Annotated in this window: 18 protein-coding genes; 11 read left to right on the top strand and 7 right to left on the bottom strand. The window is 70.0% G+C overall.

The window, feature by feature from the left end:
- Window positions 1-2: 2 nt before the first annotated feature.
- The 4 genes from rapZ to Q5H91_RS03825 are packed head-to-tail and all read right to left on the bottom strand — an operon-like array spanning window position 3 to window position 3,616.
- Window positions 3-929: an RNase adapter RapZ gene (gene rapZ / locus Q5H91_RS03840; RefSeq protein WP_305171887.1), complete on the bottom strand. Its 927-nt coding sequence runs from the start codon at window positions 927-929 to the stop codon at window positions 3-5.
- The gene (locus Q5H91_RS03835; protein WP_305171886.1) at window positions 926-1,339 is read right to left on the bottom strand and encodes an HPr kinase/phosphorylase; all 414 of its coding nucleotides are present in this window, start codon (window positions 1,337-1,339) and stop codon (window positions 926-928) included. The genes rapZ and Q5H91_RS03835 overlap by 4 nt, the downstream gene beginning before the upstream one ends.
- Window positions 1,339-2,943, bottom strand: a complete 1,605-nt coding sequence (locus Q5H91_RS03830) for a sensor histidine kinase (RefSeq protein WP_305171885.1) — start codon at window positions 2,941-2,943, stop codon at window positions 1,339-1,341. Before Q5H91_RS03830 ends, Q5H91_RS03835 begins: the two co-directional genes overlap by 1 nt.
- Window positions 2,912-3,616 (bottom strand): response regulator transcription factor, encoded by a 705-nt coding sequence (locus tag Q5H91_RS03825; protein WP_305171884.1) that lies wholly within the window; start codon window positions 3,614-3,616, stop codon window positions 2,912-2,914. Before Q5H91_RS03825 ends, Q5H91_RS03830 begins: the two co-directional genes overlap by 32 nt.
- Before the next feature lie 134 nt (window positions 3,617-3,750).
- Between Q5H91_RS03825 and Q5H91_RS03820 the strand changes: the two genes are divergently transcribed.
- From Q5H91_RS03820 to Q5H91_RS03810, 3 genes are all read left to right on the top strand, one after another.
- Window positions 3,751-5,355 (top strand): phosphoenolpyruvate carboxykinase, encoded by a 1,605-nt coding sequence (locus tag Q5H91_RS03820; protein WP_305171883.1) that lies wholly within the window; start codon window positions 3,751-3,753, stop codon window positions 5,353-5,355.
- Window positions 5,356-5,514: 159 nt separating this feature from the next.
- Window positions 5,515-6,273, top strand: coding sequence for an alpha/beta fold hydrolase (locus Q5H91_RS03815; RefSeq protein ID WP_305171882.1), 759 nt, complete (start codon window positions 5,515-5,517; stop codon window positions 6,271-6,273).
- 53 nt (window positions 6,274-6,326) lie between these two features.
- On the top strand, window positions 6,327-8,150 hold the full coding sequence (locus Q5H91_RS03810) for a M2 family metallopeptidase (protein ID WP_305171881.1): 1,824 nt from the start codon (window positions 6,327-6,329) through the stop codon (window positions 8,148-8,150).
- Between the two features lie 69 nt (window positions 8,151-8,219).
- On the opposite strand, the gene Q5H91_RS03805 is transcribed toward Q5H91_RS03810, so the two are convergent.
- The 3 genes from Q5H91_RS03805 to Q5H91_RS03795 form a co-directional block, all read right to left on the bottom strand.
- On the bottom strand, window positions 8,220-8,693 hold the full coding sequence (locus Q5H91_RS03805; protein WP_305171880.1) for a hypothetical protein: 474 nt from the start codon (window positions 8,691-8,693) through the stop codon (window positions 8,220-8,222).
- 68 nt (window positions 8,694-8,761) lie between these two features.
- On the bottom strand, window positions 8,762-10,198 hold the full coding sequence (locus tag Q5H91_RS03800; RefSeq protein WP_305171878.1) for an AMP nucleosidase: 1,437 nt from the start codon (window positions 10,196-10,198) through the stop codon (window positions 8,762-8,764).
- 98 nt (window positions 10,199-10,296) lie between these two features.
- The gene (locus tag Q5H91_RS03795) at window positions 10,297-10,776 is read right to left on the bottom strand and encodes a peroxiredoxin (protein WP_305171877.1); all 480 of its coding nucleotides are present in this window, start codon (window positions 10,774-10,776) and stop codon (window positions 10,297-10,299) included.
- A gap of 108 nt (window positions 10,777-10,884) precedes the next feature.
- Between Q5H91_RS03795 and Q5H91_RS03790 the strand changes: the two genes are divergently transcribed.
- The 8 genes from Q5H91_RS03790 (at window position 10,885) to addA (ending at window position 23,927) form a co-directional block, all read left to right on the top strand.
- Complete coding sequence (locus Q5H91_RS03790) at window positions 10,885-11,445, top strand: YqgE/AlgH family protein (RefSeq protein WP_370655213.1); 561 nt, start codon at window positions 10,885-10,887, stop codon at window positions 11,443-11,445.
- Between the two features lie 93 nt (window positions 11,446-11,538).
- On the top strand, window positions 11,539-12,960 hold the full coding sequence (ahcY, locus tag Q5H91_RS03785; protein ID WP_305171876.1) for an adenosylhomocysteinase: 1,422 nt from the start codon (window positions 11,539-11,541) through the stop codon (window positions 12,958-12,960).
- Between the two features lie 138 nt (window positions 12,961-13,098).
- Window positions 13,099-15,438 carry a sensor histidine kinase gene (locus Q5H91_RS03780; protein ID WP_370655212.1) on the top strand — a complete coding sequence of 780 codons (2,340 nt, stop codon included), beginning with the start codon at window positions 13,099-13,101 and terminating at the stop codon, window positions 15,436-15,438.
- Window positions 15,435-15,878, top strand: a complete 444-nt coding sequence (gene tsaE / locus Q5H91_RS03775; RefSeq protein WP_305171875.1) for a tRNA (adenosine(37)-N6)-threonylcarbamoyltransferase complex ATPase subunit type 1 TsaE — start codon at window positions 15,435-15,437, stop codon at window positions 15,876-15,878. Before Q5H91_RS03780 ends, tsaE begins: the two co-directional genes overlap by 4 nt.
- Entirely contained in the window at window positions 15,875-16,855 is a 981-nt protein-coding gene (locus Q5H91_RS03770) for an aminoglycoside phosphotransferase family protein (RefSeq protein WP_305172381.1), read from the top strand. The genes tsaE and Q5H91_RS03770 overlap by 4 nt, the downstream gene beginning before the upstream one ends.
- Window positions 16,852-17,607: a nucleotidyltransferase family protein gene (locus Q5H91_RS03765; RefSeq protein ID WP_305171874.1), complete on the top strand. Its 756-nt coding sequence runs from the start codon at window positions 16,852-16,854 to the stop codon at window positions 17,605-17,607. Before Q5H91_RS03770 ends, Q5H91_RS03765 begins: the two co-directional genes overlap by 4 nt.
- Window positions 17,600-20,530: a double-strand break repair protein AddB gene (addB, locus tag Q5H91_RS03760; protein WP_305171873.1), complete on the top strand. Its 2,931-nt coding sequence runs from the start codon at window positions 17,600-17,602 to the stop codon at window positions 20,528-20,530. Before Q5H91_RS03765 ends, addB begins: the two co-directional genes overlap by 8 nt.
- Complete coding sequence (gene addA / locus Q5H91_RS03755; RefSeq protein WP_305171872.1) at window positions 20,514-23,927, top strand: double-strand break repair helicase AddA; 3,414 nt, start codon at window positions 20,514-20,516, stop codon at window positions 23,925-23,927. The genes addB and addA overlap by 17 nt, the downstream gene beginning before the upstream one ends.
- Window positions 23,928-23,953 lie beyond the last annotated feature (26 nt).

The following is a 23,953-nucleotide window of genomic DNA, read 5'->3' as shown; positions in this document are numbered from 1 at the left end:
CGCTACCTAATGTGGCCGGCCGCGGGCGACCCTTCCAGCGAGTCCTGCGGCGCGGCCTTCAAATCACGATGCAGGACTGTGGGCGAAAACCCCGCGTCGCACAAGAAGGCGGCGATCCGTTCGGCGACATGGACCGACCGGTGTCTCCCTCCGGTACAGCCGATCGCAACCGACACGTACGACTTTCCCTCCGCCCTGTAGCGTGGCAGCAACAGCGCGATCAGCTCCTCGATCCGCGACACGGCAGGCTTATAGGCGGGGTCGGCCGCGACATAGGCGGCGACGTCCGGATCGAGCCCGGTGCCGGGCTTCAGCGCCGGCACCCAGTGCGGGTTGCGCAGGAAACGCATGTCGAACACCAGGTCGGCCCCGCGCGGCAGTCCGCGCGCGAAGCCGAACGAGGTGATGGTCAAGACCGGCCGGTCCGCGCCGGTCACCGCGCCGAAATCGACGCGGACCTGCTGCGCCAGCGCGTTGGCGGACAGGTCGGTCGTGTCGAGCAGCCGGTTGGCGAATTCGCGCAAGGGGCGCAGCAATTCGCGCTCGCGGGCGATGCCGTCGTGTGCCGGCCGGTCGAGCGCCAGCGGATGCCGCCGCCGCGTCTCGGCATAACGCCGCTCCAGCTCGGTGCCGGCGCAATCGAGGAACAGGGTGCCGAGCCGCAGGCCGCGTGCCTCGGCCAGCCCGCCAATGCGCGCGACGATCCGCTCCGGATCGAAGTCGCGGGTGCGGGCACCCAGGCCCAGCGCCAGGGGCCGCCGCTCGCCCGCGTCACTCGGCGGCAGCGGCGCGTCGAGCAGCCGCTCGAGCAGCGAAAGGGGCAGGTTGTCGACGACCTCCCAGCCCATGTCCTCCAGCGTCCGGAGGACGGTCGACTTGCCCGCGCCCGACAGGCCGGTGACAAGCAGCACGTCCTGCATATCGCTCATGCCGGCAATCCCCTGCGCAGCGCCAGCTCGACCTTGATCGGCGCGCTGGCGGTGAAGGCGTCCAGTGTTACCGCGGCAATGGTTACGCCATCGATATCGCGATACCGCGGCTCGGGCAGGCGCGGCACCTCGCCGGACAATTCGACGATCAGCGCCACCGGTGTCGGCCCGGCGCCGAGCATGTCGACGATACCTATCCCGCGAACCTCCATCCGCCCCATGATCGTGGCCGGCGCCGTCGCGACCAGCGCATCGCCCGACCGCTGCACCTCGGTATAATCGTCGCTGACCAACTGGGCGCCGCGGTCGATCAGGCGCAGGGCCAAGTCGGACTTACCGGCACCTGATGGCCCCTCGATCAGCACGCCCTGTCCGTCGATCGCGATCGTGGTGGCGTGGAGGCGCGGCATCACTTGTCCTCGGGTAGTGCAACGGCGGCGGCGGGCAGGCGGACGACGAAGCGCGCACCCGATCGGCCATCGAGCCGCGATTCCGCCGCGACGGCGCCGCCATGTCCCTCCACGATCGTGCGTGCAATGGCGAGGCCCAGACCCGAGTGGCGGCCGAACGCCTCCGTCTCGGGCCGGATCGACTGGAAGCGGCGGAAGATCGCCTCTCGCGATCCTTCGGGAACCCCTGGGCCCTCGTCCTCCACCGCGATCACCAGATCCTCGTCCTCGACCCGGCCCGTCACCGATACCAGGCCGTGATCGGGCGAGAAGGACCGGGCGTTGTCGAGCAGGTTTTCGAAAACCCGCTCGAGCCGCGCACCTTCACCGAGCACGATCAGCGGCGTGCGGCCGTTGGCCGTGAAGTCGAACCGCACGCCGCGCTCGACCCCGCGGGCCTCGCGCTGCGCGATCAGGCCGGCGAGCATCGCCGACAGGTCGACCGGCTCGAACTCGGCGCGGCTGAGCTGCGCGTCGAGGCGCGACGCCTCCGAAATGTCGGTGATAAGGCGGTCGAGCCGATGCACGTCGTCCTGCACGATGCCGAGCAGCTGGGCCTGCAAGGCCGGGTCCTGTACCCGCCCGAGCCCGTCGACCGCCGAGCGAAGCGAGGCGAGGGGGTTCTTCAGCTCGTGCGTCACGTCGGCGGCGAACGCCTCGGTCGCGTCGATCCGCGCGCGCAGCGCCAGGCTCATGTCCGACAGCGCGCGGGCCAGCATGCCCAGCTCGTCGCGGCGGGAGGGCAGGCGCGGCACCACCACCTCGCGCGCGCGGCCCAGCCGCACCCGCACCGCCGCGCGCGCCAGCCGGCGCAGCGGGCGGACGATGGTCCGCGCGAGGAACAGCGAGAGGAGGACGGAGATGAGCGTGACGCCCATCAGCACGACGCTGAGCCGAAACCGCTCGATGCGGACGGTCTTGGTGATGGTGCGCGCGTTGATCGCGGTCAGCACCGTCGATCCATCGGCCATCCCGGCGGCGGCGGTGATGATCGGGGTGCGGTCGGGCGCGCGCCAGACGGTGGCGGCGACGGCACCGTGCTGGCGTGCGGCGCGCACCTCCGGCCAGTCTGCCGGGTCGGTGCGGTCGCGATAGAGGGGCGGGCGGGCGGCGCCGACGATGGTGTCGATCGCCCCGTCGAGAAAGCGCGCCGCGCGCTGGTCCAGACCCTCGCGATCGGGATCGCGTAGGACGAAGTTCTGCACGCCGATCCCGCGGCTGTCGCGCACGATCCGACCCTCCGCGGACAGCAGGCGGATACGCGCACCGGTGTCGGCGGCCAATTTGCGGAGGAGCGGCTCCCGGTCGCCCTCCACCGCGCCCAGCGCCTCGGCGATCAGCCGCGCCTCCCGTGTCGCCTGGACCACCCGGTTGTCGACGATCCGCGACCGGTAGGAATCGAGGTAGAAGAAGCCGCCCGCCAGCAACAGCAGCGCGATGATGTTGACTGCGAGGATCCGCACGGTGAGCGATACGCGCCCCGACCAGCGCAGCGCCAGGTCGCGGCCCTCGCCCACGCCGTCGGCGCCGGCGTCACTCGTCAGAAAAACGATAGCCCGCCCCATATAATGTCTCGATCGCGTCGAACTCGGGATCGACCTCGCGGAACTTGCGACGGACGCGCTTGATGTGGCTGTCGATGGTGCGATCGTCGACGTAGATGTCGTCCTGATACGCGGCATCCATCAGCTGGTTGCGGGTCTTTACCACGCCGGGCCGCTGCGCCAGCGTCTCCAGGATCAGGAATTCGGTGACCGTCAGCGTCACCGCCGCGCCGTTCCAGCTGGTGCGGTGGCGCGCGGGGTCCATCACCAGCCGCCCGCGCTCCAGCGCCGCGCTGCTCGCCTGGTCGCCGGTGCCGGTCGCCTGCTGCGGCTCTGCCCGGCGCAGGATCGCGCGGATGCGGGCGATCAGCAGCCGCTGCGAGAAGGGCTTGGTGATATAGTCGTCGGCGCCCATCGCCAGGCCCAGCGCCTCGTCCAGTTCGTCGTCCTTCGAGGTCAGGAAGATCACCGGCGTGCCCTGCTTCTCCCGCAGGCGGCGCAGCAGCTCCAGCCCATCCATGCGCGGCATCTTCACGTCGAAGATCGCGAGGTCGGGCGGGTTGTCGGCCAGCGCCTTCAGCGCCGCCTCGCCGTCCGAATAGACGCGCGTCAGGAACCCCTCGGCCTGCAAGGCGATCGACACCGAGGTCAGGATGTTGCGGTCGTCGTCGACCAGAGCGATCGTGGCCGTCATGCCGCTCGCCTAGTCCAATACAGGGACCGGCTCAACCATATTGGCTGCTCCGCACGATTGACCGAACTGCAATCGCCGCCTAGGCGCATACGTATGCGGCGGACAGATCGCACGTCTTGGACTGGGGAATATCGATGATCGAACGCATTCCGGAAATGGGCCTTCAGGCACAGGGTATCGAGACCCGCGCCGACCTCCACTGGAACATGGTGACTGCCCGCCTGACCGAGACGGCGGTGGCACGCGGCGAGGGCAAGCTGTCCGCCGACGGACCGCTGGTGGTAGAGACCGGCCAGCACACCGGCCGCTCCGCGCAGGACAAGTTCATCGTCGAGACGGACGAGACCCGGGACACGATCTGGTGGGGCAAGTCGAACAAGGCGATGACGCCCGATCACTTCGCCGCGCTGAAGGCCGATTTCCTGAAGGCGCTGGGTGACAAGGAAGACCTGTTCGTCCAGGACCTGTATGGCGGTTCGCAGGCCGAGCACCGCGTGTCGGTGCGCGTCATCACCGAGCTGGCCTGGCACAACCTGTTCATCCGTACGATGCTGGTCCGCCCGGAAGAGCATGAGCTGCGCGGCTTTCGTCCCGACTATACGATCATCGACCTGCCCAGCTTCCGCGCCGATCCCGCGCGCCACGGCTGCCGCAGCGAGACGGTGATCGCCGTCAACCTGACCGACAAGCTGATCCTGATCGGCGGCACCGCCTATGCCGGCGAGATGAAGAAGTCGGTGTTCGGCATCCTCAACTATCTGCTGCCGACGACCGGCGTCATGCCGATGCACTGCTCGGCGAATATGGGTCCGAACGGCGACACGGCGGTGTTCTTCGGCCTGTCGGGCACCGGCAAGACGACGCTGTCGGCCGATCCCGCCCGCACGCTGATCGGCGACGACGAGCATGGCTGGTCCGATACGGCGGTCTTCAATTTCGAGGGCGGCTGCTACGCCAAGATGATCCGCCTGTCGGCCGATGCCGAGCCGGAGATCTTCGCGACGACGAAGCGGTTCGGCACCGTGCTCGAGAATGTCGTGATGGACCCCGTCACCCGCCAGCTCGACCTGGACGACAACAGCCTGGCCGAGAACAGCCGCGGCGCCTATCCGATCGACTTCATCCCCAATGCCTCGGCCGAGAATATGGGGCCGGTGCCGAAGAACATCGTGATGCTGACCGCCGACGCGTACGGTGTGCTGCCGCCGATCGCCAAGCTGACGCCGGATCAGGCGATGTACCATTTCCTGTCCGGCTACACCGCGCGGGTCGCCGGCACCGAGATCGGCGTGACCGAGCCCGACGCGACCTTCTCCACGTGTTTCGGCGCGCCGTTCATGCCGCGTCATCCCTCGGTCTATGGCAACCTGCTGAAGGAGCGGATCGCGAAGGGCGGGGTGGACTGCTGGCTGGTCAATACCGGCTGGACCGGCGGCAAATACGGCACTGGCCAGCGCATGCCGATCAAGGCGACCCGCGCGCTGCTCAACGCCGCGCTCGATGGCTCGCTGAACGGCGCCGAGTTCCGCACCGATCCCAATTTCGGCTTCAAGGTACCGGTGAGCGTACCCGGCGTCGACTCCGCGATCCTGGATCCGCGCGCGACCTGGGCGGACAAGGCGGCTTATGACGCGACGGCGGCAAAGCTGGTCGACCTGTTCGTCGAGAATTTCGCGCAGTTCGCGGATCACGTCGATGAGGGCGTGCGTCAGGCAGCGCCGGTGACGCAGGCGGCGTGAAGCAATTCGCCTAGCTTTCGTCGCCCCAGCGCAGGCTGGGGCCTTCCCGTGGCAGATCGTAGTGGTCACCACGGGAAGATCCCGGCCTGCGCCGGGATGACGTTCTTGGAACGGCTCTACGCTTCGCTTAGGTCTTGCAAGTCGCTACAGGGTGCTCCCATGACCCACGCTCCCGACCCGCACCATTTCACTTCGTTCGACGGCACCCGGCTTGCCTGGCGCGAGGTCGGGGAGGGGCGACCGGTCGTTCTGATCCACGGCTATTTTTCCGACGCCTGGACGAACTGGCTCCGCTACGGCCATGCCGCCGCGATCGCCGCAGAGGGTTTTCGCGTCATCATGCCGGACCTGCGCGCCCATGGCAGCAGCGACCGGCCGCACGATCCCGCCGCCTATCCGCGCGACGCGCTGACCCGCGACGGCCACGCGCTGGTCGAGCATCTCGGGCTGACGGACTATGATCTGGGCGGCTATTCGCTCGGCGCCCGTACGGCGTCACGGATGATGGCGACCGGCGCGGAGCCGCGGCGCGTGGTGTTCGCTGGCATGGGGCTGGACGGGCTGACCGACACCGGTCGCCGCGTCGATCACTTCCGCAACATCCTCGGCGATCTCGACGGGCATCCGCGCGGCAGCCCGGAATGGCTGGCTGCGGCGTTCCTGAAGACGACCGGCGGCGATCCGGTCGCGCTCGGCCATATCCTCGACACCTTCGTCGACACGTCGATCGAGCAGGTCCGCGCCATCCGGCAGCCGGTGCTGGTCGTCGCGGGGATCGAGGATCAGGACAACGGCTCTGCACCCGACCTCGCCGCCGCGCTGCCGGACGGGCGCTACGTCGAGATCCCCGGCGGTCATATGAGTTCGGTGGTGAAGCCTGAACTCGGCCAGGCGATCGCGGACTTCCTCACCGCTTGACCGCGCCGGCTTCGGGTGTGCATTCCTGACCTAATCACAGGATAGAGGACCGCATGATCCGCACCGCCATTTCCATCGCCGCGCTGGCCGGCGCGCTCGCCGTCGCAGGCGCCTCTCCCGCGCAGCAGACGGGCGCCACGCCGACCGTCACCGAGGCCGACGAGTTCGTCGCCGATGCCGAGAAGCAGCTGGCCACCGTCTCGCCGCCCAACAACCAGATCAACTGGGTCAACGCGACCTACATCACCGACGATACCGACGCGCTCGCCGCCGCCGACAATGCCCGCGTGACCGAATTGCAGGTGAAGCTGGCCAATGGGGCCGCGCGCTTCGCGAGCCTGCCGGGGCTGTCCTTCGACACCAGGCGCAAGCTCGACCTGCTGCGCGGCGGCATCGTCCTGCCGGCGGCGGACCGGCCCGGCGCGGCGGACCAGCTGGCGACGCTGACCACCAAGATGTCGTCGATGTACGGCAAGGGCCGCGGCACGCTCGACGGCAAGCCGATCAACGGCTCGGACATCGAGGCGGCGATGGGCACGACCCGCGATCCCGCCAAGCTGCAGGAGATGTGGACGAGCTGGCACGATAATGTCGGTGCGCCGATGCGTGTCGACTATCGCCAGATGAGCGTGCTGGCGAACGAGGGGGGCAAGGGCCTTGGCTATGCCGACACCGGTGCGATGTGGCGATCGGGCTACGACATGCCGCCCGCGCAGTTCGCCCAGCTGACCGACACGATCTGGAACGAGGTGAAGCCGCTCTATCTGGCGCTGCACACCTATGTTCGCTGGAAGCTGAACGAGAAATATGGCGACGCCGTCCAGTCCAAGACCGGGCCGATCCGTGCCGACCTGCTCGGCAATATGTGGGCGCAGGAATGGGGCAACATCTATGATCTGGTCGCGCCGGCCGGGGCGGGCGACCTGGGTTACGACGTGGGCGAGCTGCTGACCGCCAAAAGCTATGACCCGGTGCGGATGGTGAAGCAGGGTGAGACGTTCTACTCCTCGCTCGGCTTCGCACCGCTGCCGCAGACCTTCTGGCAGCGCTCGCAGATCGTGAAGCCCGCCGATCGCGAGGTGATCTGCCACGCATCGGCCTGGGACATCGACAATGCGGATGATATCCGCATCAAGATGTGCACCAAGGTGAACGGCGACGACTTCACCACCATCCATCACGAGCTGGGGCACAATTACTATCAGCGCGCCTACAAGGCGCAGCCTTTCCTCTACAAGAACGGCGCGAACGACGGTTTCCACGAGGCGATCGGCGACACGATCGCACTGTCGATCACGCCCAGCTACCTCGTCGACATCGGCCTGCTCGACAAGAGCAAGGTGCCGGGCGCCGACAAGGACATCGGCCTGCTACTGCGTCAGGCGATGGACAAGGTCGCTTTCCTGCCGTTCGGCCTGCTGATCGACAAGTGGCGCTGGCAGGTCTTCTCCGGCCAGATCGCACCGGGCAACTATCAGGCCGGCTGGGACGCGCTGCGCCTGCAATATCAGGGTGTGAAGCCGCCGGTCGCGCGCGACGAGACGAAGTTCGACCCCGGCGCCAAATATCATGTGCCGGCGGGCGTGCCGTATACACGCTATTTCCTGGCGCGGGTGCTGCAATTCCAGTTCTACCAGGCGGCGTGCCGGCAGGCGGGCTGGAAGGGGCCGCTCCACCGCTGCTCCTTCTACGACAACAAGGAGGTCGGCCGTCGCCTGAACGCGATGCTGGAGATGGGCCAGTCCAAGCCCTGGCCCGATGCGCTCCAGGCGTTCACCGGCAGCCGCGAGATGTCGGGCAAGGCGATGATCGCCTATTTCGCGCCGCTGAAGGCGTGGCTCGACCAGCAGAACAAGGGCAAGCCGCAGGGCTGGTAAGAACGAGGGGCCGGAGAGTCATCTCCGGCCCCTCGTCATTCCGGGATCAGCCCGACGTGGACGGGCGGATCAGCCCGGGATGCTATTCTCGTCGGCGATCTTCGCCTCGAACGACTTGCTCGAGTCCGTGCCGTCCGGCTGATGCGCCTTGGCGGCTGGCTCGGCCGGGTCGCCGGGCTTGGCGGTCGAGCCGCGCAGCGAGAACAAGGCAGCGGCGGCCGCTCCGGCCGCGGCGATGCCGCCGGCGATGGCCGCCGCGCCCCACTTGCCACCGACCTTGTCGGTCGCGGTCTTCGCCGCGGCCTTGGTCCGCGCCGCCGTCGTGCGCGGGGCCGCGGTCTTGCTTGCGGCGGTGCGCTTGGTGGTGCGCGGCTTGGGGGGCGTCTTGGCGGCGGACTTCGCCTTCGTCGTCGTCGCCTCGTCGCTGCTCGCCTTGGCACGCGGCGTGCGCTTGGCAGCGGCTGCCTTGGCCGGCGTGGTGCTACGGCGGCGACGCGGCGTGGCGGCGGGCGTGTCGGTCTTCGGCGTGTCGTCCTCGGCCATGATCGGCTCCCTCGAAAGTGCTAATTGGTTCCGGGGGCGTAACGCGACCATGGCGGGTTGGTTGCGACTCAGCGGAATGGCGGCTCGTTGAAGGCGCGCAGCTTGCGGCTGTGCAGCGCCTCCCCCTCCAGGCGCAGCTGCTCGCACGCCTCGATGCCGATCCGCATATGCTCGCTGATCGCGCGCTCGTAGAAGCGGTTGGCCTGCCCCGGCAGTTTCAGCTCGCCGTGGAGCGGCTTGTCCGAGACGCAGAGCAATGTGCCGTAGGGGACACGGAAGCGATAGCCCTGCGCAGCGATCGTCGCCGACTCCATGTCGATCCCGACCGCGCGGCTGAGCGAGAAGCGCAGCGCCGATTTCGAGTAGCGGAGTTCCCAGTTGCGATCGTCGGTCGTCACGATCGTGCCGGTGCGCAGCCGGCGCTTCAGCTCGTCGCCGGTCTGGCCCGACACGATCTCGGCCGCGCGGGCGAGCGCCACCTGAACCTCGGCGATCGCCGGCACCGGGATTTCGGGCGGCAGCACGTCGTCGAGCACATGGTCGTCGCGCAGATAGGCATGGGCGAGCACGTAATCGCCGATCCGCTGCGAGGGGCGCAGGCCCCCGCAATGGCCGATCATCAGCCATGCCTCGGGCCGCAGCACCGCCAGATGGTCGCAGATCGTCTTGGCGTTGGAGGGGCCGACGCCGATATTCACCAGCGTGATGCCGGTCCCATCCTCGGCCATCAGGTGATAGGCCGGCATCTGGTGCCGCCGCCAAGCACTGTCGTTGACGATCTGATCGACGTCCTCGGCCGAGCGGATCATGACGTTGCCCGCCCCCGACAGCGCGGTGAAGCGCCCGCCGTCGCCCAGCTGCGATGCCGCCCAGCGAACGAACTCGTCGACATACCGGTGATAGTTGGTGAACAGGACGAAGCGCTGCACATGCTCGGCCGGCGTGCCCATGTAATGCCGCAGGCGCGCGAGGCTGAAATCGGTGCGCAGGCCGTCGAACAGCGCGAGCGGACGGGTACCGTCGGCGGTGATCCACAGCCCGTCGGCGATCTCGTCGCCGATGAAGGCAAGTTCGGTCGCCGGGAACCACCGCGCCAGTTCCGCCGCCGATACCTGATCCAGGCTGAGCGCGTGGCCGGGGTCGAGGACATAGGGGAAGGGGATCTCCTGCCGTCCCGGCACCGCCGCGACGGTGACGTCGTAATCCTCGATCAGCAGGTCGAGTTGCTCGACCAGATAGTCGGCGAAGATCGCGGGCTTGGTCACGCTGATCCGGTACTCGCCGGGCGACACCAGCCGTCCGAACGAGCGGATCGGCGCGGGTCGGCCGGGCTCGCCGGAGAAGCGGAGATGGATCTCGGGATATGCGAAGGCGCCGCCCTTGCGCGCCTCGGCATCGGGGGTGGTGCCGTCGGCAAGATAGGCGTTCAGCGCCGCCTGCAGACGGCTGACCGAGGCGGTGTAGAGACGGTCGAGTTCGGCGACGATATCGGATGCGGTTGTCATCGCACAGGGTTACGCGGGGCGGATGACGCTGGCAAGACAGGGGTGTTGAACCTCCCCTCCCTTGTTCAGGGAGGGGAGAAGAAGGGGGCGGTTCTGCTTTACAGACCGGCCAGCAGGTTTTCCGCGGTGCTGACCTTGAACTCGCCGGGGGCCTCGACGTGCAGCTGCTTCACCACGCCGTCCTCGACCAGCATCGCGTAGCGCTGGCTGCGGGTGCCCATGCCGAATTTCGATCCGTCCATGGTCAGTCCCAGCGCCTTGGCGAAGTCGCCATTGCCGTCGGCGAGCATCGTCACGCCGTCCGCGCCGCTGCTCTTGCTCCAGGCGTCGAGCACGAAGGCGTCGTTGACCGCGGTGCAGGCGATCTCGTCGACCCCCTTCGCCTTCAGCGCGTCGGCCTGTGCGACGAAGCCGGGCAGATGCTTGGCGGAACAGGTCGGCGTGTAGGCGCCCGGCACCGCGAACAGCGCGACCGTGCGGCCGGCGAAATAGCTGGCGGTGTCGACCTGGTCCGGGCCGTCCGGGGTCACCTTCACGAGGGTAGAGGATGGAATGCGGTCGCCGACACTGATCGTCATGTTGCAGTCTCCTGTTGGTCGCGCTCCCTCTCGCCCGGTCACGGCGCCGGTTCAAGTGGCCGTTTTAGGCCATGGCGATGGTGGCAGAGCGACCCTATGTTCCGGGGCGTGTCGCCAATTCCGTTCCTCACCGGTCAGTTCCTCCTCGCCATGCCCGGCATGGGTGACCCGCGCTTCGCCCATGCGGTGATCGCGATGTGCGCGCATGACGAGCAGGGGGCGATCGGCATCGGGCTGGGCGCGACGATCGGCGGGATCGGCTTCCACACGCTGCTCGAGCAGTTCGAGATCGAGCCCGGTATTGCGCCCGATGCGCCGGTCCATTTCGGCGGGCCGGTGGAGATGCGGCGCGGCTTCGTCGTCCACAGCCTCGACTGGTCGGGACAGGACACGATCGACGTCGCCGGACGCTGGGCATTGTCGGGGACCGTCGACGTGCTGCGCGCCATCGCCGCGGGCGACGGCCCCAGGCGCTGGATAGTGGCGCTCGGTTATGCCGGCTGGTCCGGCGGGCAGCTGGAGGGCGAACTGGCGACGCCAGGCTGGCTGACGGTGGCCGGCGACACCGCGCTGCTGTGGGACACCGACGTGACCGATCGCTGGAGCCGCGCCTATGAGGCGGCGGGGATCGATCCCCGGCTGCTGGTCGCTGGGTCGGGCACCGCCTGACCACATATAAAGATATCTTTATATTTGATCCGCGCCGCGCCAGCGGCTAGGCGGATCGCCATCACCTACGCCAAACCTTTCGGGAGACCCGTCGTGGCCACCGCCGTTGCCGTCCAGAACACCGATTATGTTATCAAGGACATCGGTCTCGCCGATTTCGGCCGCGCCGAGATCCGCATCGCCGAGACCGAGATGCCCGGCCTGATGGCGCTGCGCGAGGAGTTCGGCGCGGCGCAGCCGTTGAAGGGCGCGCGCATCACCGGCTCGCTCCACATGACGATCCAGACCGCGGTGCTGATCGAGACGCTGGTCGCGCTCGGCGCCGACGTGCGCTGGGCGACCTGCAACATCTTCTCGACCCAGGACCACGCCGCCGCCGCGATCGCCGCCGCCGGCATCCCGGTCTTCGCCGTGAAGGGCGAGACGCTGGCCGAGTATTGGGACTATGTCGGCGACATCTTCAACTGGGGTGCCGACACCGATGGGACGACCGCCAACATCATCCTCGACGATGGCGGCGACGCAACCATGTTCGCGCTGTGGGGCGCGAAGCTGGAAGCCGGCGCGACCTTTGCCGAGCCGGAGAATGAGGAAGAGGTCGAGTTCCAGCGCTCGGTCAAGGCGTTCATCGCCAAGTATCCGGGCTACCTGACCGAGACGGTGAACAACCTGAAGGGTGTGTCGGAAGAGACGACCACCGGTGTCCATCGCCTGTACGAGATCGCCAAGAAGGGCGAGCTGCCCTTTCCGGCGATCAATGTGAACGACTCGGTGACCAAGTCGAAGTTCGACAACCTCTACGGCTGCAAGGAGTCGCTGGTCGACGCGATCCGCCGTGCCACCGACGTGATGCTGGCGGGCAAGGTCGCCGCGGTCGCCGGGTTCGGTGACGTCGGCAAGGGCTCGGCCCAGTCGCTGCGCAACGGCGGCGCCCGCGTCGTCGTGACCGAGATCGACCCGATCTGCGCGCTGCAGGCGGCGATGGAGGGTTTCGAGGTGGTGACGATGGACGAGGCGGTTAAGCGCGCCGACATCTTCGTGACCGCGACCGGCAACGCCGACGTCATCACCGCCGATCACATGAAGGCGATGAAGCCGATGTCGATCGTCTGCAATATCGGCCATTTCGACAGCGAGATCCAGATCGCTGCCCTGTCGAACTACAAGTGGACCGAGGTGAAGCCCGGCACCGACCTGGTCGAATTCCCGGACGGCAAGCAGATCATCGTGCTGGCCAAGGGCCGTCTGGTGAACCTGGGCTGCGCGACCGGCCATCCGTCGTTCGTGATGTCGGCGTCGTTCACCAACCAGACGCTGGCGCAGATCGAGCTGTGGACCAAGGCGGACCAGTACCAGAACCAGGTCTATGTCCTGCCCAAGCACCTGGACGAGAAGGTCGCGGCGCTGCACCTGGAGAAGCTGGGCGTGAAGCTGTCGCAGCTGACCCAGAAGCAGGCCGACTATATCGGCGTGCCGGTCGCCGGTCCCTTCAAGCCCGATCACTATCGCTACTGATCGGCGGGCGGGTTCGCCCCATTCGACCAATGAAAGGCCCGGCCGTCGCGCCGGGCCTTTTTGCGTGGGAAGAGGTGCGTTAGGGATGGCGGATGAACGCTGCCCGACCCTTTCGAGAATCCTGCTGATGGTGGCGCCGTGACGGTGCTGGGAACGGGCGCGACCATCGCGGTCGGCGCTGTCCTGCTGGTGCTGGTACTGCTCGGCGTGGTGGCACTGTTCGTCGGGCTGCGCGCGCGGGGTGAGGCGGTCGCGACGGCGCGCGACAATGCGCGGCTCCACGCGCTGCTGCGGACCAGCCCGGCAGCTGCGATGCTGGCGCGGGGCGACGGGCGGCTGGAAATGCCCGACATGCTCGCCGACTGGTTCGGCCTGTCCGAACCCGCTGCGACGATCGGCGGTCTGACGAACGGCGACACCGGGTTGCGCGCGGACGATGCCGCGCTGATCGGCCACGACGTCGATACCGCGCACCGCGCCGGCCGGGGCTTCAACCGGGTGGTGCGTCCGCAGGGGTCGTCGCGCGCGCTGATGATGTGCGGAACGCGCGGCATCGACGAGCCGCGCAGCGCCGTGGTCATCTGGGTATTCGACGTAACCGACAGCAGCGACGAGCGGGACCGGCTCGCCGGGGAAGTGGCGCGGCTGGGCGACGCCTATGACGCGCTGACCGGGCTGATCGAGGCGGCGCCGCTGCCGATGTGGTATCGCGGGCACGACCTGAAACTGATGATGGTCAACGCCGCCTATGTCGACGCGGTCGACGGGCGCGACGCGTCCGAGGTTGTCGCGCGGGGACTGGAGCTGATCGACGGGTTCGAGCGGGGCGGGCCGCTGACCGGTGCGATGGCCGCGCGCGAGAAGGGCCAGCCGATCGAGCAGGTGCTGCCCGCCACGATCAGCGGATCGCGCCGCATGCTGCGCGTCATCGACGTGCCGCTGTCGACCGGCAGCGTCGCCGGCTTCGCCGTCGATATCGAGGATCTGGAGCAGGCGCGGAGCGGCGCCAAGCGCTTCGCCGAGGCCCAGCGCGGTATGCTCGACCGCCTGTCGGCGGGCGTCGCGCAGTTCGGCGCCGATCGCACGCTCGTCTTCAGCAACCAGCCGTTCAGCCGCCTGTTCGCGATCCGTCCCGAATGGCTGGCCGAGGGCATGGAGTTCGACCGCGTGCTGGAACGGATGCGCGAGTCCAACCGCCTGCCCGAGGTTCGCGACTTTCCCGGCTGGAAGGCCGAGCGACGCAACTGGTTCGTGGGCGCGGAAGGCGCGACCGAGGAAAGCTGGCACCTGCCCGGCGGCACGCACCTGCGCGTCGTCGCCCAGTCATTGCCTGACGGCGGGCTGCTGCTGATCTTCGAGGATCGGACCGAGCAGGTGCAGTTGGCGAGCGCGCGCGACACGCTGCTCCGGGTGCGTACCGCAACGTTCGACAATCTGTTCGAGGCATTGGGCGTCTTCGCTGCCGACGGCCGGCTGCAACTCTGGAACAACCGGTTCCGCGCGGTGTGGGGCGTCGACGAGACGTTCCTGGCCGGGCACCCGCGCGTCGACACCTTCGCGGCCGAGATCGCGGGCAAGCTGGTGACGCCGAACCGCGCCGCGCTGATCCCCGACCTGGTCCGTGCCGCGACGATGGAGCGACAGCAGCGCGGCGGGCGCGTCGCGCTGAACGACGGGCGCCATTTCGAATTCGCGGCGGTGCCGCTGCCGGACGGAAACGCGCTGTTCACGATGCTCGACATCACCGATAGCCGCCGCGCCGAACAGGCTCTGCGCGAGCGCGCCGACGCGCTGGAGGACGCCGACAAGCTGAAGACGCAGTTCGTCGCGAACATGAGCTATGAGCTGAAGACGCCGCTGACCTCGATCGGTGGTTTCGCCGAGATGCTGCATGGCGGCTATGCCGGCGACCTGCCCGAACAGGCGCAGAGCTATGTCGAGGCGATCCTCGATTCGGTCGAGCGGCTCGGCCTGCTGATCGACGACGTGCTCGACCTGACCCAGGGCGGCGAGGGGCTGGAGCGCACCGATGTCGATCTGGCGATGGTCGCGCGCGAGGCGGCGTCGGCGGTGCAGCCGGCGATCCGCCGCCACCGCATCGACTTCGCGGTCGAACTCGCCCGCTCCGCCGGGCGGGTGCAGGGCGACGCTCGGCGGCTGCGCGAGGTGATCGAGCATCTGCTGCGTAATGCGCTGGCCTCGCTGCCCCCCTCCGGCCGGCTGCTGCTCCACGCGGATGGCACTGCCACGCGGGCGCGGATCATCGTGTCGGACGACGGCCCCGGGTTGGACCAGGAAAGCGCCGCCCGCGCCTTCGATCGGTTCGCCGCGCCGCAGGGCCAGCCGGGCGGCGAGCGGGCGCTTGGTACCGGCCTGCCGCTCGCGCGCCAGTTCGTTGAGGCGCATGGCGGCACGATCGGGCTGGTGTCGGAGCCGGGGCAGGGAACGCTCGTCACCGTCGATCTGCCGCGCCGATGATCCGGCTGGCGGATGCGGACGAGACGGCGGCGTTCGGCGCGCGGATGGCGGGGCGCGTGCGGGCGGGCGACGTGGTGACGCTGGCCGGGCCACTCGGTGCCGGCAAGACCAGCATCGCGCGTGGCCTGCTCGCCGCGCTGGGCCTGGCGGGCGAGGCGCCGAGCCCCAGTTTCGCGATCGTCCAGCCTTATGCCCCGCCCGAGGTCGACCTGCCGGTGCTGCACGTCGACCTGTACCGCCTCGATGATCCGGACGAGGTCGAGGAACTGGGGCTGGAGGATCAGCGCGCGGACGGCGTGCTGCTGGTCGAGTGGCCCGAGCGCGCGGGTTCGGGGTATTGGCCGAATGCGCTGGCGCTGACCCTGGCGATGATGCCGGACGGCGCACGATGCTTGACAGCGACGGTACCCGCGGCATGGACGGATCGATGGCCGATATGACTTTGCCGGCGGGGGCGGGCGCATTTCTCGAGGCGGTAGGCTGGGGTAGCGCAACGGTGCTGCCGCTGGCCGGCGACGCGTCGTTCCGCCGCTATTTCAGGATCGTCGACGGTGGGCGCACCGCGGTGCTGATGGATGCGCCGCCGCCCGAGGAGGATACGCGTCCCTTCGTCGCGATGGCGCGCTGGCTGGCGGACGCTGGCTTCCTCGCGCCCGAGATCATCGGGCTGGACGAGGGGCAGGGTCTGGTGCTGCTGACCGACCTTGGTGACGTCCGTTTCCGCGAGACGGTGGACGCCGGCGCCGACGAGGAGGACGCGCTCTACGCGCGTGCGGTCGACCTGCTGGTCGATCTGGCGAAGCGGCCTGCTGCGGCGGTCGCACCCTATGATCGGGCGGTGCTGCACCGCGAGGCGGGGCTGTTCGTGGAGTGGTACTGCCCGGCCGTCGGCATCGTGCCCGACCTGGACGGCTATCGCGCCGCCTGGGACGCCGTGTTCGACCATGCGCTCGCCAGCGAACCGGTAACGGTGCTGCGCGACTATCATGCCGAGAACCTGATGCTCGTCGGTCCGGAGCGGCGGCTGGGATTGCTCGACTTCCAGGACGCGCTGGCCGGGCATCCCGCCTATGACCTCGTCTCGCTCCTGCAGGATGCGCGGCGTGACGTCGACCCCGCGCTGGAGGCGGCGATGCTGGAGCGATACCGTACCGCGACGGGAGAGGGGGGCGCTTTCATGGCCGCCTATCACGTCCTTGGCGCGCAGCGGAACGCGAAGATCGTCGGCATCTTCACCCGGCTGTGGCGGCGCGACGGGAAGCCGCGGTACCCCACGCTGTGTCCGCGCGTCTGGCGCTATCTCGAGCGCGATCTCGCCCAGCCGGCGCTGGCGCCGGTCGCACGCTGGTTCGACGCCAACGTGCCCGCCGCGCTGCGCGGCGATCCGCTGGCGATCGCTGAAGGACGGCCTGCATGACCCGCCAACTGTTCCTGCGCCCCGACCCACGTTGCGCAGTACCGCGCACCGCGATGGTGATGGCGGCGGGGCTCGGCAAGCGGATGCGGCCGCTGACCATCTCGCGCCCCAAGCCGCTGGTCGAGGTCGCGGGCAAGCCGCTGATCGATCATGTCTTCGACCGGCTGCGCGCGGTCGGGATCGAGCGGGTGGTGGTCAATGTCCATTATCTCGCCGACAGCCTGGAGGCGCATCTGCGCCGCCGCTATCCGGACATGGAGGTGATCGTCTCCGACGAGCGCGACCGGCTGCTGGAAACCGGGGGCGGGCTGACCAAGGCGCGGCCGCTGCTCGGCGACGATCCGGTGCTGGTCGTAAACGGCGACAGCCTGTGGATCGATGGACCGGTCGATGCGATCAAGCTGCTCGCGTCGCGCTGGGATGCGGCGACGATGGACGTGCTGCTGCTGGTCGTGCCCTTCGCGCGCGCCAATAATCTGGGCGGAATGGGCGATTTCCGGCTCGGTCCCGACGGGCGGATCGTCGGGCGGCGCCGTCCAGGTACGGTCGCGCCCTTCGCCTATACCGGCGTGCAGATCCTCGATCCGCGGATCATCGTCGATGCGCCCGAGGGGCCTTTCTCGACCAACCTGTTCTGGGACCGGGCGATCGCCGCCGAGCGCGCCTATGCCCAGGTGCATCAGGGCCTGTGGTTCGAGATCGGGACGCCGACCGCGGTGACCCGGACAGAGGCGATGCTGCTGGATGGCTGACGCGAGCCGTCCCCGGCTCCACACCATCCCGGCGCACCGCGCCTTCGCCGACGCGCTGGTGGCCGGGCTGATGCGCGGGCGCGACCAGGCGGCACTGGCGCGGGGCCTGGTGCTGCTGCCCAACAACCGCGCGGTTCGCGCCGTCACCGACGCGTTCGTGCGGGCGAGCGGCGGCGGGCTGATCCTGCCGCGGCTCGTACCGCTCGGCGATCCCGATCTGGGCGAGGCAGTAGGCGCCGCGATCGATGCCGCCGACGCGCCCGATCCGCCGCCGCCCGCGGTCGCGCCCTATGCGCGGCGGATGATCCTGGCACGGCTGGTGGCCGAGGAGCGCCAGCGCGGAGGGCACGCCGTCCCCGCATCCGAAGCGGTGCGGCTGGCCGGCGACCTCGCCCGCACGCTCGACCAGCTGCTGGTCGAGGAGGTGGCGCCCGCACGTCTGATGGACCTCGACCTCGGCCCCGAGCTGACCGAGCATTGGCAGCGCGCGCTGTCGATCTTCTCGCTGGTCCTCGACCGATGGCCGGCGGAGCTGGCTCGGCTGGGGCGGATCGATGCGGCGGCGCGGCGCTCGCTGCTGCTCGATCAGCTGCGCCGTCGCTGGCAGGACGCGCCCCCGCCGGGCTTCGTCTGTGCGGCCGGCATCACCGATCCGGCGCCGGCCATCGCACGGCTGCTCCGCTGCGTCGCGCAGATGCCGGCGGGGCGCGTGGTCTTCGCCGGGCTCGACCTCGACATGCCTCGGGACGAGTGGGACGCACTTGATCCCGATCCCGAGGGGCGAAAGCGCCCGATCGAAACGCACCCGCAGTTTCACCTGAAGCTGTTGCTCGACCGGATGGGTGTAGGCCGGGACGAAGTGACGCGCTGGCGCGGCGGCGGCGAGGGGGCGGACGCCGATGCGGCACGCGGTCGCGCCATCGCCAATGCGCTGGCTCCTGCGGATTTCACGGGCAAATGGACCGACCTCGCTGCCGCAGACCGACGCCTGTCGGGGGTGACCGCGATCGAACTCGCCACCCCGGCCGAAGAGGCGCAGGCCATCGCGCTGGCGCTGCGCGGCGCACTGGAGGTAGCGGGAGAGACTGCCGCGCTGGTGACGCCCGATCGCGCGCTCGCCCGACGCGTCGCGGCGCACTGCCGCCGGTGGAACATCGAGGCGGTGGACACCGCCGGCCAGCCGCTTGCGCTGCTCCCGCCGGGAACGCTGCTGCTCGCGCTGGCCGAGGCTGCGGCGCAGCGGTTCGCGCCACTGGCGCTGCTCGCACTACTCAAGCATCCGCTGGTGCGTGGCGGAGAGGCGCGGCTGACCTGGCTGGATGGCGTCCGCACGATCGATCGCAACCTGCGCGGGCCGCGCCCGTCGGCGGGGCTGGACGGCATCGCCGCTGCGTTGAAGCCCCGCGCCGCCGCGTTCTGGGCGGAGCAGGTCCGGCCGCTGCTCGACCCGGTCGGCCGCACCTTCGATAACGGCCCCCAGCCGCTCGCCGGCATGATCGCTTGCCTGCGCGACGCGGCGGTGGCGCTGTGCGGCGATGCGCTGTGGGCCGGCCCCAACGGCCGCGCCGCCGCCGAGTTCATCGAGGCGCTGGAAGCGGAGGCGCCTGCCGGCCCCGCACTGGTCGACCCGCGCGAGCTGCCCGCGCTGCTGCGCACCTTGCTGGAGGAGGTGTCGGTCCGCGGGCCGCCCGGCCTCGGCCATCCCCGGCTCGCGATCTATGGCCTGATCGAGGCGCGGTTGCAGTCGGCGGACCTGATGGTCCTGGCCGGGCTGAACGAGGGGACATGGCCCGGCACGCCGGCCCCCGACCCATGGCTGGCCCCGCGCATCCGCTCCGCCCTGGGGCTGACCGGACTGGAACGGCGCATCGGCATCGCCGCGCATGATTTCGCGCAGGGGCTGGGTGCGCCGCGCGTGCTGGTCACCCGTGCGCGCCGCGACGCCAGCGCGCCCGCGCTCGCCTCGCGCCTGTGGCTGCGATTGCAGGCGATGGCGGGCGACCGGTTCGAGCGGGATCTCGCGCTGGAGGACTGGTCGCGCCGGCTCGACGCCGCGACCGAGCACCGGCCCGCCGAGCGGCCCGCACCGGTGCCGCCGCCCGAACTGCGTCCGCGCGCGATCTCGGTGACCGAGGTCGACCGGCTGAAGGCCGATCCCTATGCTTTCTACGCGCGCCGCGTGCTCGGGCTGTCGCCGCTCGATCCGGTTGACGCCGATCCGACCGCGGCGTGGCGCGGCACCGCCGTCCACGCGATCCTGGAGGCGTGGTGGAAGGAGGACGCGTGCGCGCCCGGCACGCTCCACGACCGCGCCACGCGGATGCTGGCCGCGGCCGAGGTCCATCCGCTGCTCCGGGCGCTGTGGCAGCCACGGCTGAGGGAGGCGATCGACTGGATCGCCGCGACGATCGCCGAACAGGCGGCGGGCGGGCGCAGCGTCCTGTCCGCCGAGGGGCGCGGCGAGATCCTGGTCGCCGGCGTCACCCTGTCGGGCCGCTATGACCGGATCGACCGGCTGACTGACGGCGCGCTGGGCGTCATCGACTACAAGACCGGCAAGCCCCCCTCCGTCGCCGCGGTACGCGAGGGGTTCAGCCTGCAACTCGGCCTGCTCGGCCTGATCGCCGAGCGCGGCGGGTTCGAGGGGGTGCGCGGTACCGCCGGCGCGTTCGAATATTGGTCGCTGGCGCGCGGACGCGACGGCATCGGCTTCCTCGACAGCCCCTGCGATCCGGAGGGCAAGCGCGACCGCATCGTCACCGACCGCTTCACCGCCATCGCCGCCCACAATTTCGCCGAGGTCGCCGGCCGCTGGCTGACCGGGACCGAGCCGTTCGTCGCCAAGCTGGTGCCCGAATACGCCCCCTATGCCGAATACGACCAGCTGATGCGCCGCGACGAATGGTATGGCCGTGACCGGTGAACTGCGCGCCCTGCCGCCGCTGAAGGGCGAGCAGCGCAGTGCCAGCGACCCGGACGCGCACGTCTGGCTGTCGGCAAGCGCCGGGACGGGCAAGACGCAGGTCCTGGCCGCGCGGGTGTTCCGGCTGCTCCTGCGCGGCACCGATCCGTCGGCGATCCTATGCCTGACTTTCACCAAGGCGGGCGCGGCGGAGATGGCGCAGCGGGTCAATGCCCGGCTGGCGGCGTGGGTGCGGATGCCCGACACCGCACTTGCCGCCGACCTCCATGCGCTGGGCGAGGGCGGTACGCCGGCGCAGCGTGCCGTGGCACGGACGCTGTTCGCCAAGGTGCTCGACGCGCCGGGTGGTGGTTTGCGCATCCAGACGATCCACGGCTTCTGCCAGTCGCTGCTTGCCGCTTTCCCGGTCGAGGCGGGGCTCGCCCCCGGTTTTCGTCCGCTGGAGGCGCGCGAGGAGGCGGTGCTGGCGCGTGAGGCGCTGGCGACGATGCTGTCGGATGCCGAGCGCGAGGGCCGTGCGCGTCCGGTCGAGACGATCGGCGCCCTGTCGCTGCGGCTGGGCGAGGGCGGGGCAGAGGCGTTCCTGCACGCCTGTGCCAAGGCGCTGCCGGCGCTCGATGCGCTGCCGAGCGGCATCCAGCCCTGGCTGCGCCGCGCGCTCGACCTGCCCGCGGGCGATGCCGCCGAGGTGATGGCCGAAGGCTGCGCGGCGATCGACCGGGCCGATATCGAGCGGCTGCTCGCCGCCAATCGCGGCTGGGGCACGGCAACCGGCACGAAGCACGCGGACGCGCTAGCCCAGTGGCTGGGCGGATCGGCGGAAACCCAGGCGACGACGCTCGGCGACATCCACGCCGTCGTCTTCACCACCAAGGGCGAGCCGCGCAAGCCCGCTGCCAAGCTGCTCGCGGCGGAACCGGACTATGCCGAGATCGCCATGCTGCTCGGTACGCAGTGTGGCGACATCCTCTCGACCGTCGCGCGCATCGCCTATGCCGACCTGCTCGCCGCGGCACTGGAGGTCGGGCGCGACTATGCCCGGGGCTATGCGCTGGCCAAGCGGCGCATCGGCGGGGTCGACTTCGACGACCTGATCCGCCTGACGGTCGACCTGCTCGGCCAGCCGGGCGTCGGCGAGTGGGTGCGCTTCAAGCTGGACCGCGCGACCGAGCATGTCCTGATCGACGAGGCGCAGGACACCAATCTCGACCAATGGCGGATCGTCGATGCGCTGGCCGACGAGTTCTTCGTCGGGCGCGGCATCCACGCGCCCGGCACGCGTACGCTGTTCACGGTGGGCGACTGGAAACAGGCGATCTTCGGGTTCCAGGGTACCAGCCCGCTCAACTTCGCCTGGGCGGAGGGGCGGTTCCACGGCAAGGCGCGGGTCGCCGAGGGCGACGAGGACTGGCCCGAGCAGGACCGCGGCCTGCCGTTCCGCCGCCTGTCGCTGACCCACAGTTTCCGCTCGACCCGGCCGATCCTGCGCTTCGTCGACGAGGCGGTCGCGGCGGTGCCGGAGCCCGGCCTGGGCGCGATCGGCGCGATCGAGACCCATGCCAGCGAGGTGCCGGGGCCAGGCAGCGTCACGCTGTGGCCACCGATCACCGCCGGCGGTGCGGAGGACGAGGAGGAGGGCTGGATCACCGATTCGACCCGCCGGCTGGCCGGCGACATCGCGCGGCAGGTCCGGCGATGGCTGTACGACGAACCGCTGATGCTGGGCGCGCGCGGGCGAACGCTGCGACCGGAGGACGTGATGATCCTGGTCAAGCGGCGCGGCGATCTCGCCTCGCTGCTGGTCGCGCGGCTCTATGCGGAGCAGGTGCCGGTCGCAGGCGTCGACCGGCTGCGGCTGAACGCGCCGCTGGCGGTGCAGGACCTGCTGGCGGCGATCCGTTTCGTGCTGCAACCGGAAGACGATCTGTCGCTCGCCAGCCTGCTGGTGTCGCCGCTGATCGGCTGGACGCAGGACGAGCTGATGCACGCCGCTCCCCGGAAGGGCGGTAGCCTGTGGCGGCATCTGGGCGAGACGCAGCCGCCCGAGCGGCTGGCGCCGCTGCGCACGCTCCTGGCGCGGGCGGACTTCACCACGCCCTATCAGTTCCTCGAGGACATGCTGTCGGGATCGCTCGACGGGCGTCGCCGTCTGCTGGAGCGATTGGGGGCGGAGGCGCGCGATCCGATCGACGAGTTGCTCGGCGCCGCACTGGCCTTCGAGAGCGGCACGACCCCGTCGCTGCAGCGCTTCCTCGACTGGTTCGATCGCGGCGACGTCGAGATCGTACGCGATCCGTCGGCGCCACTCGATGCGGTGCGGGTGATGACGGCGCACGGCGCTAAGGGTTTGCAGGCGCCGCTCGTCATCCTCGCCGACGCCACGGTCGATCCGACGCTCAGTCCCCGGTCGGTCCTGCGCTGGGCGCCGGAGGAGGGGGGGGCCAAGATCCCGGTGTTCGCTCCGCGCAGCGGCGAACGCGGCGGGCCGCTCGACCGGGTCAAGTCCGAAGCCGAGGCGCGCGAGCTGGAGGAGCATTGGCGCCTGTTCTACGTCGCGGCAACGCGGGCGGAGGAGCGGCTGGTGATCGCCGGTGCGCTCGGGCCGCGCGCCCGCGGGGTGCCGCCCGCCGCCAGCTGGTACGCCGCCGCTGACCGGGCGATGTCCGCGCTCGGCGTGCCGGCAGGAGAGGGCGTCCGCCATTACGAGGACGGCGCGCCGGTCGCGCGACCGCGCGCGGCGCCGCTCAAGGAGCAAGCGATCCTGCTGCCCCTGCCGGACTGGGTCCGGCGACCGGCGCCGCAGGAGTCGCGGCCCAGCCGCCCGCTTGCGCCGTCCGCGCTGGGCGACGATCTGGTTGCCGATCCGCCGCCCGATGCGGCGATGCGTGCGGCGGCCGAACGCGGGCGCTTGCTCCACGCGCTGTTCGAGCGCCTGCCGCCGGTCGCGCCGGCGGAGCGGGCAGCGGCGGCGGAGCGGTGGCTGCGTGTGGCCGGCGGTGTCGACGATGCCGGCGAGCGGGCGCGGATCGCCGCCGCTGCGCTCTCCGTCATCGAGGACCCGGCGCACGCCGCCCTGTTCGGCCCCGACGCGCTGGCCGAGGCGCCGATCGCCGCCACGCTGGCGGACGGCACCGTGATCGCCGGCAAGGTCGACCGGCTGCTGATCGGCGAAACGATCCGCGTCGTCGACTTCAAGACCGGGCGGCGCGTGCCGGACGTGCCGCCCGACTATCACCTGCGCCAGATGGCCGGCTATGCCGCCGCACTGGCCGTCATCTTCCCGGATCGGCCCATCGAGGCGGCGCTGCTCTACACCGCCGGGCCGCGGCTGGTGACGCTGACTGCCGAAGATATCGCCCGTCACAAGCCCCGCTATCCCGCCGCGGAGCAAAGCTGATTCCCCGCGTGTTGAGCCAGGCGACC

The sequence above is a fragment of the Sphingomonas aurea genome (assembly GCF_030678875.1).
GTDB classification, from domain to species: Bacteria; Pseudomonadota; Alphaproteobacteria; order Sphingomonadales; family Sphingomonadaceae; genus Sphingomonas; species Sphingomonas aurea.
The sequence above is the reverse complement of the archived record's forward strand: the minus strand, read 5'-3'. Positions and strand labels throughout refer to the sequence as shown.